This window comes from Kitasatospora sp. NPDC092039 (assembly GCF_044756065.1).
GTDB lineage: Bacteria > Actinomycetota > Actinomycetes > Streptomycetales > Streptomycetaceae > Kitasatospora.
In genome coordinates, this window is sequence record NZ_JBIVSD010000006.1 from 1 (window position 1) to 15896 (window position 15896).

The window sequence follows — 15896 nt, forward strand, 5'->3', positions numbered from 1 at the left end:
CCGGGCGCCTCGGGGTGGGCGGCGTGGTGCCGGCTCATGGTGTTCTCCTCTTGACGGGATGACGGGCGTCAACCGCAGGCGTCGACGACGCGCCGCGGGGCGCGCCGTCCTGTCACATCTGTGGACCGGACAGCGGCCCGATCTGTGACAGTCGCACCCCGGCCACCGGGTCTGCGGGTGTGCGGGCGACGGCACGCGGGCCGAGGGTGGAAAAGTGGAACCGGCCACCGTCGGGGGCGGGTGAAACGGCCCCGTGCGGGGCCTGGACGGCGGCCCGGCCGCGCGCCGGTACCGGCCCCGCAGTGCCGGGCGCGGGTGCCTCGGACCGGCAGCCCACGCGGCCGTCCACGCCGTCGGCGAACAGGGCTTGACCTGGCGTGATGCGGAAATTCGCCTAGGCTGTGGACCTCTGCCCGGCCGCCTTCGGAGGGAAGCCCGTGAGCCAGGACACCACCCCGTACACCGCTGCCCACATCCAGGTACTGGAAGGCGGGGAGGCCGTACGCAAGCGGCCCGGGATGTACATCGGATCGACCGGTGAACGCGGCCTGGCACAGATGGTGTTCGAGGTCGCCGAGCGGGCGGTGAACGAGGTCCTGGCTGGCCGGGCCGGACGCGTCGAGATCACCCTGACGGCCGACGGCGCGGTACGCGTCGCCGACGACGGCCCGGGCGAGCAGGACGTGGAAGCCCTGCTGACCCGGATGCGCTCCGGGCCGGGGCCCCGCGGCCGCCACCACGTGACGACCGGCTACGTGGGCGTGGGGCCCTTCGTCGTCAACGCCCTGTCGAGCCGGATGACGGCCGAGGTGCGGCGCGCAGGGGTGTGCCGGGTGCAGGAGTACGCGAGCGGCGCCGCGCTGGGCCCGCTCACCGCCACCGGGCCAGCGGCCGGCAGCGGGACCGTCATCGCCTTCTGGCCGGACCCCGACATCTTCGCCGGCGCGCGGCTGCCGTTCGACGAGCTGGCCGACCGCTTTCGGGTACTGGCTCTGTTGAACCGGGACTTGGACGTCTCACTGACCGACGAACGCCACCCGGGCGGCGGGCGCGCGGCCCGGTTCCGCTTCCCCGGCGGGGTGCGGGACCTCCTCGACCTCCTCGACGCCCCGCACGAGGCTCCCGCCGTCACGGACGTCATCGGCTTCGAGGGCGAGGACCCGCGGATGGCGGGGACGGTGGAGGTGGCCCTGCGATGGCGCGGCAGCGGCGAGGAACGGGTGCGCGGCTACGCCAATAGCCGGCCCACCCCCCGCGGCGGCAGCCACGAACTCGGGCTGCGCGACGGGCTGGCGGCCGCCATCGACGCCTACGCACGCCGCCGCCCCCTGCCCGCCACCGACCCGGACACCGGCCCGGGCGGCGACCCGGGCGCCGGGCTGGTCGGGGCGGGCCTGACGGCGGTGGTGTCGGTGAAGCTCGACGAGCCCGAGTTCCTCGGCGCCACCCGCGACGTGCTCGGCAACGCCGCGGTGCGTGACTGCGTCGCCGAGGCGGTGCGGGAGCACGTGGGCGCGTGGCTGGAGGCGCACCCGCGGCAGGCTGCGGCCGTCGTCGGCCAGATCCTCGGGGACCTCTGAGCACCTGAGCGCCCGGTCCCGCCGCCTCCCTCGTGGCGGCGGGACCGGGCCCTCCAGCGGGCACCGGCCCGTCCAACGGCACCTGCCCCGGCGGTACCGGGCCCCGTTCGGCGAGACCGGCCCGCGTGGGTCGCGGAGCGGGGGTCAGACGGGGCGGATGCCCGGGTTGCCGGCCTCGGTGACGAAGGAGGCGGCGGTGGACAGGGTGCCGCCGGGACGGGTGATGTGGGAGACCACCCGGTAGTCGGCGCGGGCGCGGTGGCGGTCCAGGGTGAGGACGGTGTAGCCGCGGCGCCCGTCGTAGAACTTCAGGTGCGGGTTGGCGGCCATGAGGGTGGCCCAGTTGGACGGCCTCTGCTCGCCGTCGCCGTCGCTGCTGATCGAGGTGCCCACGAACTCCACGCCCACCGTGCGGGAGTTCGGGTCGTCGAAGTCGCGCTTGACGTCCAGGGCGTAGGCCACGTGCACGTCCCCGGTGAGCAGGACGAGGTTCTCGACGCCGGCCTGGTCCACGGCCGTCAGGAAGCGCTCGCGGGCGGCCGGGTAGCCGTCCCAGGCGTCCATGGAGAGCTTGGAGCGCTCGGCGGTGGTGTTCTTGCGGCGCGAGAAGACGACCTGCTGGGGCACGACGTTCCAGGTGGCCTTGGAGTGGCGCAGGCCGTCGGCGAACCAGCGTTCCTGGGTGGCGCCCATCAGGGTGCGCCCGGTGGCCTGGGAGTCGGGGGTGGGGTACTGCCAGCCGTCGCCGTTGGCCTGGTCGTCGCGGTACTGGCGGGTGTCGAGGATGTCGAACTGGGCGAGGCGCCCGAAGTGGACGCGCCGGTAGAGGGTGAGGTCGGTGCCGCGCGGCTGGGGCATGCGCAGCGGCTGGTTCTCCCAGTAGGCGCGGTAGGCGGCGGCGCGGCGGGCGACGAAGGGGGCGGGGTCCTGGTTCTTCTCCGGGACGGCGGCGGCGTAGTTGTTCTCGACCTCGTGGTCGTCCCAGGTGACGTACCAGGGGTGGGCGGCGTGGGCGGCCTGGAGGTCGGGGTCGTTCTTGTAGAGGCCGTAGCGCAGCCGGTAGTCCTCCAGGGTGGTGGTCTCGTGGTTGAAGTGGGGGGCCAGGGTGCGGTCGGTGTACTTGCGGTCGCCGCCGGCGGCGTCGACGGCGTACTCGTAGATGTAGTCGCCGACGTGGAAGACGGCGTCGACGTCCTCGCCGGCGAGGTGGCGGTAGGCGGTGAAGTAGCCGTCCTCGTAGGCCTGGCAGGAGACGAGGGCGATGCGGGTGCTGTCGGTCTTGCGGCCGCGTGGCGGCAGCGTGCGGGTGCGGCCGGTGGGGCTGGTCCAGGGGCCGAGGGTGAAGCGGTACCAGTACTCGCGGCCGGCGTCGAGGCCGTCGGCGTCCACGTGGACGGCATAGGCGAACTCGGCGTGGGCGCGGGCGGTGCCACGGCGTTCGACGCGGCGGAACCTCTCGTCGCGGGCGATCTCCCAGCCGACCGTGACAAAGCCGGTGGGCGGCAGGCCTGCGCCGGGTTCCAGCGGGCGCGGGGCCAGGCGCGTCCACAGGACGACGGCCTCACTGGTGGCGTCGCCGGAGGCCACACCGAGGGTGAACGGGTCGGCGCCGACGGCACGCGGGGCGATGTCGGTGCCGGCGGCGTGGGCGGTGGGCAGGTCGACGCTGAAGGCGAGCGCGGCGGCGGCCGAGGTGACGGTGAGGAAGCGGCGGCGGTCCAGGCGGGCGGCGGCCTCGCGCAGCATCCGGTCGGCGGTGGGGCGGGTCATGGGGTGGTGGCCTTTCGCAGCTCGGGGGTGTGCGAAGGGAATTGGAGTGGACCACCTCGTACGGCGGGGGTCGGGACCACGGCGGCGCGGTGATCATCTGGTGGGGGACCCGTGAAGGTCCGGCACGTGCGCCCGGATGGGGACGGATCGGTCTCAGACGACTTCCAGGTTGGCCATCATGCCCATGTCCTCGTGTTCGGCGTTGTGGCAGTGGAAGAGGTAGCGGCCGCGGTAGCCGTCGAAGCGGGTGATGATCTCCGCGGACTCCCCCGGGCGCAGGGAGACGGTGTCCTTGAGGCCGGCGTCGTGGGGCAGCGGGGGCCTGCCGCCGCGGGTGAGGACGCGAAAGCCCACCAGGTGGAGGTGGACGGGGTGGTGGACGTCGGCGACCAGGCGCCAGATCTCGGTGTCGCCGAGGGGGACGGTGACGTCGGTGCGGGCCGGGTCGAAGGGCCGGCCGCCGATGAGCCAGCCGTGGCCGCCGTCCGTGCGGCCGGCGCGGAAGGCGAAGTCGCGGGTGCGTACGGCGTCCTCGCGACGCCAGTGGGGCAGGTCGGTGGACAGCACCGGCGGGATGCGGCCGTCGTCGGTGGCGGTGCGGCGGGCGATGCGGAAGGCCATGACGTCGCGGGTGCGGCCGGTGCCGAGGCGGTTGACGAGGCGGACCAGGGAGCCGACGGGAGCGGCGGCGAAGTCCACGACGACGTCGTAGCGCTCGGCCGGCGCGATCGGCAGGCTCCGGTGGGTGACCGGGGCGGCGAGCAGGCCCTGGTCTGCGCCGATCTGGACGAGGTCCAGGCGCCGGCCGTCCTCGGTGCGGGCCTCGATCTCGTAGTGGCGGGCGTTGGAGGCGTTGAGCAGGCGCAGGCGGTGACGGGCGGCGTCGGTCTCGTGGACGGGCCAGGGGGCGCCGTTGACGAGGATCACGTCGCCCAGCACGCCGGCGAGGTGGGGTTCGGTGACGCCGGGGCGGTCGCGCAGGCCGGGGTCGAGGGCCGGATAGACGAGGGAACCGTCGGCGGCGAAGGCGCGGTCCGTGATCACGAGGGGGACCTCGCGGGGGCCGGCGGGCAGGCCGAGGGCGTCCTCGGCGTCGTCGCGCACGATGTGCAGGCCCGCCAGGCCGCGCCAGATGGCGGGGGCGGTGAAGTCCATGCGGTGGTCGTGGTACCAGAGCATGGTCGGACGCTGGTCGTTGGGGAAGGTGTAGTCGCGCCGCAGGCGGCTGGTGACCGCACGCGGATCGGTCATCGCGTGACCGCCCCCGTGACCGCCCCCGCCACCCGCGTGGCCCGTGCCGGGCATGGTGTGGGGCGCCTGAGGCCACGCGGCAGGCAGGACGAGATCCGTGGGATAGCCGTCATGATGGGCGGGCGTGCGGCCGCCGTGGAGGTGGACGACGGTGGGCACCGGCAGTTCGTTGCGGTGGGTGACGGTGACGGGCCGTCCGCGGCGGGCCTCGACGGTGGGGCCGGGGAAGGTGCCGTCGTAGGTCCACAACCGGGTGGTGAGGCCGGGCAGGATCTCGGCGGCGCTCTCGCGCTGGACGATCTCGTAGCGGTCGGCACCACCGTCGGTGGACACGGGCCTGGCGACCGCGGGCAGCGGCAGCGCCACCAGGTAGGGAGGCGGCAGCGCGGCGGTGCTACGCAGTTGGGCGCCGGTGGTCGCGGGGCGGCGGGCCAGAGCGGCGGCGGTGGCGAGCGAGGCAGTGGTGAGCAGACCGAACGCACCGCCGATACCCAGGATCTGACGACGCGTCAGACCTAGCGGGCGGAGACGGTTGCCGGGCTCAGGGCGGCCGGAAGGCTCGGGGCGGTCGCCGGGCCCGGGGTAGTCGCGGGGCTCAGGCACGGTCGTCCTCCCGGCGGGCGCCCCGGCGCGGGGACAGCGGGGTGCGCCACAGGGCGATGGTGAGCACGACGGTGGCCGCGATGGTCGCCACGCCCAGCGGCAGGTGCAGCCACAGGGCGCCGCCCAGGCCGGCGAAGTACTGGACGGTCTCGGCCACGGCCACGGCGAGGGCGCCGACCAGCGGCCAGGAGCGGCGCAGCCGGACGCGGCAGACGAGGGCGGCGACCAGCTGGAGGTAGCCGAGGGAGGTGACGGTGTCGGCCCCGACGGCGTGCCAGCCCAGGGCGTCGTAGTCGCCGCTGAGGTAGACGCCGGCGAAGACGGGCTGACCGAAGAGGGCGACGGTGTGCGCGGCGGCCAGGGCGCGCAGGGTCCGTCCGGCGGGCCCGGTCCGCTCCCCTGCGGCGGACCGGGCCGCGCTCTCGGGTGGGGTCCTGTGGGCGGCGATGGCCATGGGCGTCCTTCCTCACGCTGACGTCGGGCCGCGGTCGGGGCGGTGCGCGGCGCCGCTCCTGACGTTATGACGGCACGGCTATCGTGTCTAAGATCGGTATTGCTATGGCGTTATGACCGTGAAGGCATGGGGGCCCGGGTTGGACCTGAACACGCTCACGCAGTTCCTGGCGGTGGCACGGCTGGAGCACCTGAGCCGGGCGGCCGAGGAACTGCGCGTCGCCCAGCCGTCGTTGAGCCGCTCCGTCGCCCGACTGGAGGCCGAGCTGGGCACGCCGCTGTTCGAGCGGGGCGGGCGGCTGCGGCTGAACGCGGCCGGGCGGCTGTTCCGCGGCTACGTGGAGCGCTCGCTGGGCGAACTGGAGGCGGGCCGGCGGGCGGTGGCGCAGGCGGCCGGGCAGGGGCTGGGCACGGTGAGGCTGGCCTCGGAGACCTTCCTGGCCTTCAGCGGGCCGCTGGCGGCGTTCAAGCGCGGCCACCCGGGGGTGGAGGTCGAGCTGCACCAGCTGTCCGCGCAGGAGATGGCCCGGCGGCTGCGGGCCCAGGACATCGACCTCGCCGTGGCCTCCCAGCCCGTGGCCGCCGAGGGCCTGGAGTCGCTGCTGCTGCTGGACGAGGAGGTGGGGCTGGCCGTGCCGGTGGACGACCCGCTGGCCCACCGCGCCGCGGCGGGCGTGCCGGTGGGCGTCGAGGAGATCGCCGGGCGGCCGTTCATCGCCGCGCCGCCCGGGCACTGGCAACGGCGTCTGCTGGACCGGCTGTTCGCCGCCCGCGGCCTGGTGCCGCGGATCGTCTGCGAGAGCGACGAGGCCGGCGCCATCGCCGAACTGATCAGCGCGGGCCTGGGCATCGGCCTGGTGCCCGGCCTCGCCCGGCGCACGTCCACCCGGGTGCCGCTGGTGTGGGTCGACGTCGACAGCCCCGAGTGCCGGCGCTGCCTGACCCTGCTCTGGGACGGGCGGGCGCGCCTGCCCGACCCCGCCCGCCGGCTGCGCGAGGCGATCGCCGCCTGGGACTGGGAGGGCGGCGGGCCGGGCGGCGGGCCGGGCGGCGGGCCGGGCGGCAGCCCCGGGGCCGTGCGGACCCGGGCGCCCGGGCCCACAATGGGAGGAGAGAACAGGACGACAGTGACGGAGAGTTGACACGACCGGCACGCGGTTCCCCCGTCCCGCGGCCTGGGTCCTCGTGAGTCGCGGCATGCCGCGGGAGCAGTGACAGGCCGACGGTGCGGCGCGCGCCCGCCCCGCGCACACCCACCCCGGCAGGCGCGCACCCGGCACACGCGCCCGCGCGGGGCGCCTACCCTGCGCAACCGTCGTCGGCGCGGGTCGGCGACCGCTCCAGTAGCACCCGAGGTTGACATGGCCGACAAGGACTCCGGACCCGGTGGGCCCGGCGGCATCGGCGACCGCCCCCAGGACGACTTCGTCACGAGGAACCTCGCCGACCCCTCCGAACGGCCGGCCAGGACGCTGACGCTCAGCGGCCTGCTCGGCGACAGCGACCGCGCCGGATTCCGGCGCCTGTACTTCAACAAACAGCTCGACTACTACGCCGAGTTCGCCTCCGCGGACGTCCTGTCCGTGGACACCGTCCCCGGCGACCGGCCGCCGTTCGTCGGACACGACGCCACCACCGTCACCCTGCGTCGCGACGCCACCGTCCACTTCACCCGGGTGCAGACGGCCACTCCCGTGGACGAGTTCGACCTCGACCTACGCCTGGCTCAGCCGCGCCGGGCCGCGGCGGCCCCCGGGCCGGTCACCCTGCCGGGGCCGACCTTCGACGGCTGCCACACCCGGCGGCTGTGCGTCACCGACGTCGACTGCCCGACGGACTTCGGCGCCGGCTGCACGGCGGACACCTTCCGGTGCACCGCGGGGCCGGGATGCGCGACCTTCGACGCCACCTGCCGGTGCACGGCCGACGTGGTGTGCGGCACCGTCGACACCTTCCGCTGCACCGTCGGCCCGGCGTGCGCGACCTTCGTCGGCACGTGCCAGTGCACCGCGGGACCGGTGTGCGGCACCGTGGACACGTTCCGCTGCACGGCGGGGCCGGTGTGCGGCACCGTCGAGACGTTCCGCTGCACGGCGGGGCCGGTGTGCGGCACCTTCCCCACCGACCCCGGTGTCCCCGGCGGCCCCGGCGGCCCGCGCAGGTTCGCCACGGGCGATGCCTGCCGCACCGAGTTCGCCGCCACGTGCCAGACCTGCCCCGGTGACACCTGCCGCACCTGCGGCGACGCCACCTGCGACACCTGCCACGGGGCCACCTGCCGCACGTGCGACACGTGCAACCCGCACGTGTTCACCTGCGGGCCCAACCCGCGGTGCGGGCCTTGACGGCACCCGGCACGAGGCCGCCGACCGGGCCGTGCGGGGGCGGGCGGGCCGACCGACAATGGGAGGAGACACAGGACCGGGAGTGACGCACAGTCACGATAGCGGGACGTGGTTCCAGGACGCCGTAGCAGAGCGGGACCCCACCAGTAGCACCCGAGGTTGACATGGCCGGCAAGGACTCCGAACCCGATGGGACCGGCGGCATCGGCGACCGCCCCCAGGACGACTTCGTCGCGAGGAACCTGTCCGATCCCTCCGAACGGCCGGCCAGGACGCTGACGCTCAGCGGCCTGCTCGGCGACAGCGACCGCGCCGGATTCCGGCGCCTGTACTTCAACACACAGCTCGACTACTACGCCGAGTTCGCCTCCGCCGACGTCCTGTCGGCGGACACCGTCCCGGGCGAGCGGCCGCCGTTCGTCGGACACGACGCCACCACCGTCACCCTGCGTCGCGACGCCACCATCCACTTCACCCGGGTGCAGACGGCCACTCCCGTGGACGAGTTCGACCTCGACCTGCGGTTGGGGCAGGGCCGCCCGCAGGAGGCGCTGCCCGTCGGGCCGGACACCCTGGAGACCCGGGGCACCCTGCCGAGGACCTTCGGCGGCTGCGCCACCGACTTCCGCACCCGCATCGCCTGCGTCACCGACTTCGACTGTCCGACGCAGCTCGACACCCTGTGCAGGCCGCGCACCTGCCTGGAGGACACGGTGCCCCTCGTCCGCTGCGCCGGACCGTTCGAGACCCGCCACGGCTGCTTCACCCACGGCGGTCAGACCTGCCTGACCTGCGTGACCTGTGACACCTGCTTCACCTGCGCGACCTGCAACGCGACCGCGAGCCCCGTGTGTCAACCCGACACCGGCGAGTTCCCCACCCGCGTGTGCCTGACTCCCGGATGCCCGGCATGACGGCACCGGGCACGACGCCGCCGCCCACGACGGCCACGACGACAGCGGCAGCGACGGCAGCGGGCGGCGGCTGGACGCCCCGGCTGGGACCTGCGGGCGCGGCGCGCGCCCTCGAAGCCGCCCGTCTGATCGCCGAGCGGGCCACCAGCCCCCCGCGGGTGCGGGCGGCGGTCGAACTCGCCGCCCGGCAGAGCGCGTTCCCCGGCTCGGTGCACTGGGACCCGGTGTCGCTGGCCCAGGGCGACACCGGCCAGGCGCTGCTCTGCGCCCAGCTGCACCGCTGCTTTCCCGACGAGGGCTGGGAGCGCACCGGGCACGCGCACCTGGCGAGCGCGGTGGCCGCGCTGGAGCGGCGCGGCGGCGCCGGGCCGAGCCTGTTCGGCGGGCTGAGCGGGGTCTCGTTCTGCGCCACCGTCCTGGGCGAGGGGCGCGGCTACCGGCGCCTGCGCCAGGTGCTCGACGCCCCGATCGCGGCGGCGTGCCTGTCCGGGGCCGCGGCACTGCGCCGGCCAGGCGGCGTGCCGGTGTCGGCGTTCGACCTGATCTCGGGCCTCAGCGGCATCGCCGCCCCTCTGCTGGCGGCCGGGCCGCACCGCCCCGCGCACCCGGCACTGGCGCCGGTGCTGCGCGCGCTCGTCGCCCTGGCCCGCCCCGGCGGCCCCGACGGGAGCGCGCCGCCCTGGCACACCCCGGTGGCGCTGCTGCACGACGAGGAGCAGGCCCGCGCGTATCCGTTCGGCAACCTCAACTGCGGTCTGGCACACGGCATCCCCGGTCCGCTGGCGCTGCTGGCGCTGGCCGCCCGCGCCCGGGGCGCCGGGGACGCCGCGGGCGAGGACGGTAGGGGCGGCGGGGACGCCGCAGGCGAGGACGGTAGGGGCGGCGGGAACGGCGGCGTCGGGGACGGGGTGGAGGGCCTGGAGGCGGCCGTGCGGGAGCTGGCCCGGTGGCTGCTGGCGCACCGGGCGGACGACGCGGCCGGGCCGAACTGGCCGGCCGCCGTACCGCTGGTGGACGGCGGGCCGCACCTGCGCGAGGGCCGGGCGGGCTTCGCCACCCGCAGTGCGTGGTGCTACGGCAGCCCGGGGGTGGCCAGGGCGCTGTGGCTGGCGGGCAGCGCGCTGGGCGACGAGGAGCTGTGCCACCTGGCGGTACGGGCGATGGAGGCGGTCTACCGCCGGCCCGTCGCCGAGCGCCGCATCGACTCCCCGACGTTCTGCCACGGCGTCGCGGGTCTGCTGCAGGTGACGCTGCGCTTCGCCCACGACACCGGGCTGCCCGTGTTCACCCGGGCCGCCGCCGACCTCACCGAGCAGATCCTGACGCACGTCGATCCGGCGCGGCCGATGGGGATCGCGGCGGTGGAGCCGGCGGGCAACCTGGTCGACCAGCCCGGCTTCCTCGACGGGGCGGGCGGGGTGGCCCTCGTCCTGCTGGCGGCCGCCACCGACCGGGAGCCGGTGTGGGACCGCGCGGTGGCGCTGTCATGACGCACCCGAACCCGGCCGCCCCGGGCCCCGGCCCCCTTCCGGGTGCGGCGGCGCCGCGACACCGCGGGCGCAGCCGTGGCCGTGGCCCGTTGTACGAGCCGGCGCCCTGGCTGATCGTGCGCACCCCCCTGCTGCCGGTCCGCGGGCCGGGCGCCGCGACGGGCGAGCCGCGCGCCGCCCTCGCCGACCCGCGCGTGAGCCGGGCCCTGGCCGTGGGCAGCCCCGACCTGCTCGACGCCCTGCAGCGGCCCGGGGCGAGCGCGCGCGACGCCGCGCGGGCCGAACTGAAACTGGCCCGCTACCTGATCCGGATGAGCACCCGCCCCACCCCGTACGGGGCGTTCGCCGCGGTGTCCCTGGCAGGCTGGGGCGAACGCACCACGCTGTCGGTGCGCAACGACGCCGACCGCCTGCGCACCCGCCCCGACATGGGCTGGCTGACCGAGCTTTGCCTGGCCCTGGACGAGGACCGCGCCGCACGCGCCGACAGCCTGTGGACGGCCGCCGCCCTCGCCGTCGAGCGCCACGGACGGCTCACCCTGGCCGACGGCCCCGGCGCCGGCACCGGTTCGGTGCGGCTGACCACCGCCGTGCGCGAGGCGCTGCACGCCGCCCGCCGGCCCGTCCCGTACGAGGTGCTGCGCCGGCACCTGCTGGAGCACACCGGCGGCAGCGCCGAGCAGGTGGAGCGGCTACTGGAGGAGCTGTGGCGCCAGCGGCTGCTGGTCACCGACCTGCGGGCCGCGCTCACCTGCGCCGACCCGGCCCAGGAACTGCGCGGCCGGCTCGCCGGACGCCCGGCCTGCGCCGCGAGCGCCGCCGCGCTCGGCGGGCTGCTCGCCGAGATGGCCGACCTCGACAGCGCCCCGGCGCAGGAGGCGCCCAAGCGGGTACGGGCCCTGGCCAGGCGCGCCGAGACCGTGCACCCGGCGCGGGGGCCGGCCCTGCAGAGCGACCTGGCGCGGCCGGTGGGCGGCGAGCGGCTGGCCGCCGGCGTCGGCGAGGAGTGCGCCCGGGCGGTGGAACTGCTGCTGCGCCTGTCACCGCAGCCGCTGGGCAGCCCCGAACTGGCGGCCCACCGCGCCGCGTTCGTCCAACGCTACGGCGACGACCGGCAGGTACCACTGCTGGAGCTGCTGGACGAGCGCACCGGGATCGGCCCGCCGGCCCACGCGCACGGCGCCCGCTCCGCGCCGACGCCCGAGGCGGCCGCCCGGCGCGCGGACACGCTCACCGACCTGGCCCTGGGCGCCCTGCGGGACGGGCGGCGGGTGGTCGAACTGACCGACGCCCTGCTCACCGACCTCCAGAGCCTCGACGCCGCGGCAGCGCCGGGATGCGCGCCGCTGTCGCTGGAACTGTCCGCCTTCGTCGCCGCCGCCTCCCGCCGGGCCGTGGACCGCGGGGACTTCCTGCTCGTCGTCGGCCCCAACCTGGGTGCCGGCACCGCCGGCCGCTCGCTGGGCCGCTTCGCCGACCTCCTCGCGCCCCAGGGCCCCGCAGCACTGCGCGCCCTGACCGAGGCCGAGGGCCGGGCACGCCCCGGGACCGCGCCGGCCGCCGAGGTCGTCTACCTACCCGCGAGCCACCGGATGGCGAACGTGGTCGTGCGCCCGGCCGTGACCGGCCACGAGATCGTCCTCGACGTACCCGCCGGAGTGAACGCCGAACACACCGTGACGCCGGACGACATCCTGGTGAGCGTCCACGGCGACCGCTACCGGCTACGGTCCCGGCGCTTGGGCACCGAACTGCGCCCCACCACACGCCACATGCTCAACCCCCACCAGGCACCCGCGGTGTGCCGGTTCCTGGACGAGGTGGCCCGCGACGGCTCCCCCGAGTTCGCGCCCTTCGACTGGGGCCCGGCAGCCGGCTTCCCGTTCCTGCCCCGCGTGCAGTACGGCCGCATCGTCCTCGCCCCCGCACGGTGGCTGCTGCGCCCCACCCCCGACGGCGGCGCCCACGGCAACAGCAACGGGGACGGGGGCGGGGGCGGGGCGTTCGCCGCCCGGGTGGCCGCCTGGCGCGCCGCCTGGCACGTCCCGGCACGCCTGTACCTGACCATGGCCGACAACCGGCTACTGCTCGACCTCGACAACCCCGACCACGTCGAACAGCTGCGTGCCGAGGCCCGCGGCAACCGCGGCGCCGTACTCCTGCTCCAAGAGGCACTGCCCGACACCGCCCACGCCTGGGTGCCCGGCACCGACGGCGTGTTCATGAGCGAACTCGTCGTCCCACTCGTCCTACGCCCGCAACCCGCGCAGACAGCCGTACCCATACCCGTACCGGTGGCGCCCGCACCGGCGCCCGCGCCCGTACCGGTGGCGGTGGGCGGTGACGGCCCTCCGGTGCCGGTCCGCGAGCAGGTGCGCCTGCCGGTCCGCGAGCGGGTGCGCCTGCCGGGCAGCGACTGGCTGTTCGCCAAGTTCTACGGCGAACGCGACCAGGAGGACGCGCTGCTGGCCGGGCCGTTGAGGCGGCTGTGCGAGATGGCGGAGGTCTCCGGGCTGGCCCGGCAGTGGTTCTTCATCCGCTACGCGGACCCCGACCCGCACCTGCGCCTGCGCTTCCAGGGCGAGCCGGAGGCCCTGACCCGGTACCTGCTGCCGGAGGTCGCCCGCCTGGCCGCCGAACTCACCGACCAGGGCCTGGTCTCCCGGCTGGTCCTCGACACCTACGAGCGCGAAGTCGAGCGCTACGGCGGCCCGGAGGGGACCGACGTCAGCGAGGAGGTCTTCTGCGCCGACAGCCGGGCCGTGATGCGGCTGCTCGCCGAAGCCGCAGCGCACAGCCCCGCCTCCCCCGGCTCCCCCGGCTCTCCGGACTTCCCGGTGGACGGTGACCTGACCGAGCTGGCCGCCGTGAGCACCGACGACCTGCTGGCCGGGCTCGGCCTGGACACCGCCCAGCGCCTGCGCTGGTACACCGAGCAGGCCCGGCACTCCCCCGACGTCGCCCGCCGCCAGGCCGGCGACGACTACCGGGTGCGCCAACGGCGGCTGCGCGACCTGCTCGGCACCCCGCAGGGGCCGGACGTACTGGGCAGCGCGGTCGGCCAGATCCTCGCGCAGCGGCGCGCCGCGCTCGCCGGGGCCGTGGAGCGGCTGTGCGCGCTGGAGGACGCGGGGCGCCTGCCCACCGGGCGTGAGCGGCTGCTGGGCAGCTACGTGCACCTGCACTGCAACCGGCTGCTGGCCGAGCGGCGCCCGGCAGAGGGGCTGCTGGTCCAACTGCTCCAGCGCACCCGCAAGGGCCTGAGTGTAGAGCCGGCCATCGCCCGTTTCCGCCACCGGTCCTGACCCGGGCCCGGGGGCCGGGTCTCTAGAGTTTCGCGGCGGAGAAGGTGTCGCAGCGGGCAAGGTCGCCGGTGCGGTAGCCGGTGGTGAACCAGGCCTTGCGCTGCTCGGCGGAGCCGTGGGTCCAGGCCTCGGGGTTGATCCGGCCGGTGGCCTGCTGCTGGATGCGGTCGTCGCCGACGGCGGCGGCCGCGTCCAGGCCCTGGGCGATGTCCTGGTCGGTGAGCGAGGCGATCAGCGGGCGGCCGGTGGAGGCCTGCGGGGTGGTGGTCGCGTGGTGTGCCCACACCCCGGCGTAGCAGTCGGCCTGCAGTTCCAGGCGCACCGCGCCGCTGGTGGCGCCCTGGCGGTCGCCGCCGACCTTCTGCATGGCGCCGGTGAGGGTCTGGATGTGGTGGCCGTACTCGTGGGCGACGACGTAGGACTCGGCGAACGGGCCGCCCTTGGCACCGAAGCGGGCGGACAGCTCGTCGAAGAAGCCGAGGTCGACGTAGGCCTTCTGGTCGCCAGGGCAGTAGAAGGGGCCCACCGCCGAGGTCGCGGCCCCGCAGGCGGTGGAGACCTGACGGGTGAACAGCACCGTCTCGGCGCCCTTGTAGGGCAGGCCGGTGCGGCGCGGCAGTTCGGTGCGCCAGAATTCCTGGAGGCTGTTGGTGACGGCGACGATCCTGCAGTCCTGGCGCTTGTTGGCATCGGCGCCCGTCCTGCAGGCCTGCTGCACCTCGCCGGCGGTGCGCGCCGTGGCCGGGCCCGAGGAGGAGCCCGTGTCGGAGGACAGGCCGAGCAGTTGCGGGTCGACCCCGAGGATGACCGCGAACAGCACGGCGAGCAGGCCCACGGCCCCGCCCCCGATGGCGACCTTCCCGCCCGGGATGCCGCGCCGGTCCTCCACCTGCGAGGTGTCGAGGTCGCCCTGATCGTCGAACTGCATGTGCCGCTGCCTGCCCGTTTCCGTCGTGTTCAGCCCTACTGGTGACGGTCTGTACCGCCGATGCCCCAGCCTACGACCCCCCGCCCCGCACCGCGGCACGGCAGGGCCCGGGGGTGGGGGCCGGGCGGGCCCAGGGCTGCGGAACCGTCCCGTCTCATCGAGGGCTGCGCGGTCTCACCGGCGGTCTGAACGTGGGCGGTCGCATCGCTGGCGAGAGGAGCTCACGTCCCCGAGGCGAGGAACTGGCGGGCACCGCGGAGCTTTGTCCGGAGCCGGTCCTGAGTGGCACGGCCGTCCAGGCGGACGTCGAGTGCTCCGTGAAGTGCACTGTCGGCCCGCAGGCCGGTGGGAAGCCGGGAGGCGTCGAGCCCGTCGCGTCGGGCGATGAGGGTGCCGAGTTCGTGGCGGCTCACGGCATCGGTTCCTGCCAGGTGGTGGACGCCGCACCGGTCGCTGAACGCGAGTTCCAGTAGGGCGGCGGCCAGGTCGGTGACATGTACAGGGCAGCGGATGTCGTCGGTGAACAGGACGCCGGTACGGGTGCCGGCCGCGAGGTCGTGCACCGCGCGTACGTGTTCCGAACCCCGGTCGCCGATGATCAGGGAGGTGCGGGCGACGACGGCGCCCGGGTGTACGAGGCGGACACCGGTCTCCGCCGCGGCCTTCGCGGCACCGTAGGGGGTGAGCGGGTCGGGGAGGCAGGATTCGTCGTAGTGGACGCGGAGGCCGGAGAAGACGGCGTCGCTGGACACATGGACCAGGCGGCTGCCGTGTTTCGCCGCGGTCATCGCCAGGCGGATCGGACCCTCGGCCGTGACCGTCCAATCGGGCCCCCCGCTCGTCGCGTTGACGACCACGCGAGGGTCCACCTTCGCCATGATCGCCTCGATGCGGGCGAAGTCGCGCAGGTCGAGGGCGTGCCACGAGACCTCCGGAGTGCCGCCGGGCCGGGTGGTGAACGTCGCAGCCGTCGTATGGCCCGCCGCTGCCGCCTGACGGACCAGCTCGGTGCCCAGGAATCCACTGCCGCCGATGATCAGGATGGTCATGGTGCGCCACAGTAGAGGACGTGCCACTCACGCACTGGTGAGACTGATGAGACTGCGCTGAGACGGGATACGAACACCAGCGCGGCGAGTGAGGCGGTGAGAACCCGACAACACGGTTGAGGCCGAGTGAGAACCCGCCAACTGCAGTGCGACAGGACAATCCCGGCATGGTTCGCGGCCGGCGAACCGGCGCGGCCAGTGACGACCA

Annotated in this window: 11 protein-coding genes; 6 read left to right on the forward strand and 5 right to left on the reverse strand. The window is 75.3% G+C overall.

Annotated elements, in window-relative coordinates; genetic code table 11:
- Window positions 1-437 precede the first annotated feature (437 nt).
- Window positions 438-1580 (forward strand): ATP-binding protein, encoded by a 1143-nt coding sequence (locus ACIQI7_RS14020; RefSeq protein WP_401108890.1) that lies wholly within the window; start codon window positions 438-440, stop codon window positions 1578-1580.
- A gap of 144 nt (window positions 1581-1724) precedes the next feature.
- Here ACIQI7_RS14020 and ACIQI7_RS14025 read toward each other — a convergent pair whose 3' ends face one another.
- The 3 genes from ACIQI7_RS14025 to ACIQI7_RS14035 form a co-directional block, all read right to left on the reverse strand.
- Window positions 1725-3350 carry an alkaline phosphatase D family protein gene (locus ACIQI7_RS14025; RefSeq protein ID WP_401108892.1) on the reverse strand — a complete coding sequence of 542 codons (1626 nt, stop codon included), beginning with the start codon at window positions 3348-3350 and terminating at the stop codon, window positions 1725-1727.
- Between the two features lie 153 nt (window positions 3351-3503).
- Entirely contained in the window at window positions 3504-5204 is a 1701-nt protein-coding gene (locus ACIQI7_RS14030) for a multicopper oxidase family protein (protein WP_401108894.1), read from the reverse strand.
- Window positions 5197-5658, reverse strand: a complete 462-nt coding sequence (locus tag ACIQI7_RS14035; RefSeq protein ID WP_401108895.1) for a hypothetical protein — start codon at window positions 5656-5658, stop codon at window positions 5197-5199. Before ACIQI7_RS14035 ends, ACIQI7_RS14030 begins: the two co-directional genes overlap by 8 nt.
- A gap of 112 nt (window positions 5659-5770) precedes the next feature.
- On the opposite strand from ACIQI7_RS14035, the gene ACIQI7_RS14040 reads away from it, so the two are divergent.
- The 5 genes from ACIQI7_RS14040 to ACIQI7_RS14060 all read left to right on the forward strand — a co-directional run bounded on the left by ACIQI7_RS14040 (window position 5771) and on the right by ACIQI7_RS14060 (window position 13711).
- Window positions 5771-6799 carry a LysR family transcriptional regulator gene (locus tag ACIQI7_RS14040; RefSeq protein ID WP_401108897.1) on the forward strand — a complete coding sequence of 343 codons (1029 nt, stop codon included), beginning with the start codon at window positions 5771-5773 and terminating at the stop codon, window positions 6797-6799.
- A gap of 219 nt (window positions 6800-7018) precedes the next feature.
- Window positions 7019-8002 carry a hypothetical protein gene (locus ACIQI7_RS14045; protein WP_401108900.1) on the forward strand — a complete coding sequence of 328 codons (984 nt, stop codon included), beginning with the start codon at window positions 7019-7021 and terminating at the stop codon, window positions 8000-8002.
- Between the two features lie 164 nt (window positions 8003-8166).
- On the forward strand, window positions 8167-8916 hold the full coding sequence (locus ACIQI7_RS14050) for a hypothetical protein (protein ID WP_401108902.1): 750 nt from the start codon (window positions 8167-8169) through the stop codon (window positions 8914-8916).
- Window positions 8913-10406: a lanthionine synthetase C family protein gene (locus tag ACIQI7_RS14055; protein WP_401108905.1), complete on the forward strand. Its 1494-nt coding sequence runs from the start codon at window positions 8913-8915 to the stop codon at window positions 10404-10406. The genes ACIQI7_RS14050 and ACIQI7_RS14055 overlap by 4 nt, the downstream gene beginning before the upstream one ends.
- 116 nt (window positions 10407-10522) lie before the next feature.
- The gene (locus ACIQI7_RS14060; RefSeq protein WP_401108907.1) at window positions 10523-13711 is read left to right on the forward strand and encodes a lantibiotic dehydratase; all 3189 of its coding nucleotides are present in this window, start codon (window positions 10523-10525) and stop codon (window positions 13709-13711) included.
- 22 nt (window positions 13712-13733) lie between these two features.
- On the opposite strand, the gene ACIQI7_RS14065 is transcribed toward ACIQI7_RS14060, so the two are convergent.
- Window positions 13734-14639, reverse strand: coding sequence for a neutral zinc metallopeptidase (locus ACIQI7_RS14065; protein WP_401108910.1), 906 nt, complete (start codon window positions 14637-14639; stop codon window positions 13734-13736).
- Window positions 14640-14860: 221 nt separating this feature from the next.
- Entirely contained in the window at window positions 14861-15688 is an 828-nt protein-coding gene (locus tag ACIQI7_RS14070) for an SDR family oxidoreductase (protein ID WP_401108912.1), read from the reverse strand.
- Window positions 15689-15896: the final 208 nt, after the last annotated feature.

Coding starts and splice junctions, on each gene's coding strand:
- ACIQI7_RS14035 (WP_401108895.1), bottom strand. CDS start 5,658: ATGGCCATCGCCGCCCACAGGACCCCACCCGAGAGCGCGGCCCGGTCC.
- ACIQI7_RS14040 (WP_401108897.1), top strand. CDS start 5,771: ATGACCGTGAAGGCATGGGGGCCCGGGTTGGACCTGAACACGCTCACG.
- ACIQI7_RS14070 (WP_401108912.1), bottom strand. CDS start 15,688: ATGACCATCCTGATCATCGGCGGCAGTGGATTCCTGGGCACCGAGCTG.
- ACIQI7_RS14065 (WP_401108910.1), bottom strand. CDS start 14,639: ATGCAGTTCGACGATCAGGGCGACCTCGACACCTCGCAGGTGGAGGAC.
- ACIQI7_RS14045 (WP_401108900.1), top strand. CDS start 7,019: ATGGCCGACAAGGACTCCGGACCCGGTGGGCCCGGCGGCATCGGCGAC.
- ACIQI7_RS14050 (WP_401108902.1), top strand. CDS start 8,167: ATGGCCGGCAAGGACTCCGAACCCGATGGGACCGGCGGCATCGGCGAC.
- ACIQI7_RS14055 (WP_401108905.1), top strand. CDS start 8,913: ATGACGGCACCGGGCACGACGCCGCCGCCCACGACGGCCACGACGACA.
- ACIQI7_RS14025 (WP_401108892.1), bottom strand. CDS start 3,350: ATGACCCGCCCCACCGCCGACCGGATGCTGCGCGAGGCCGCCGCCCGC.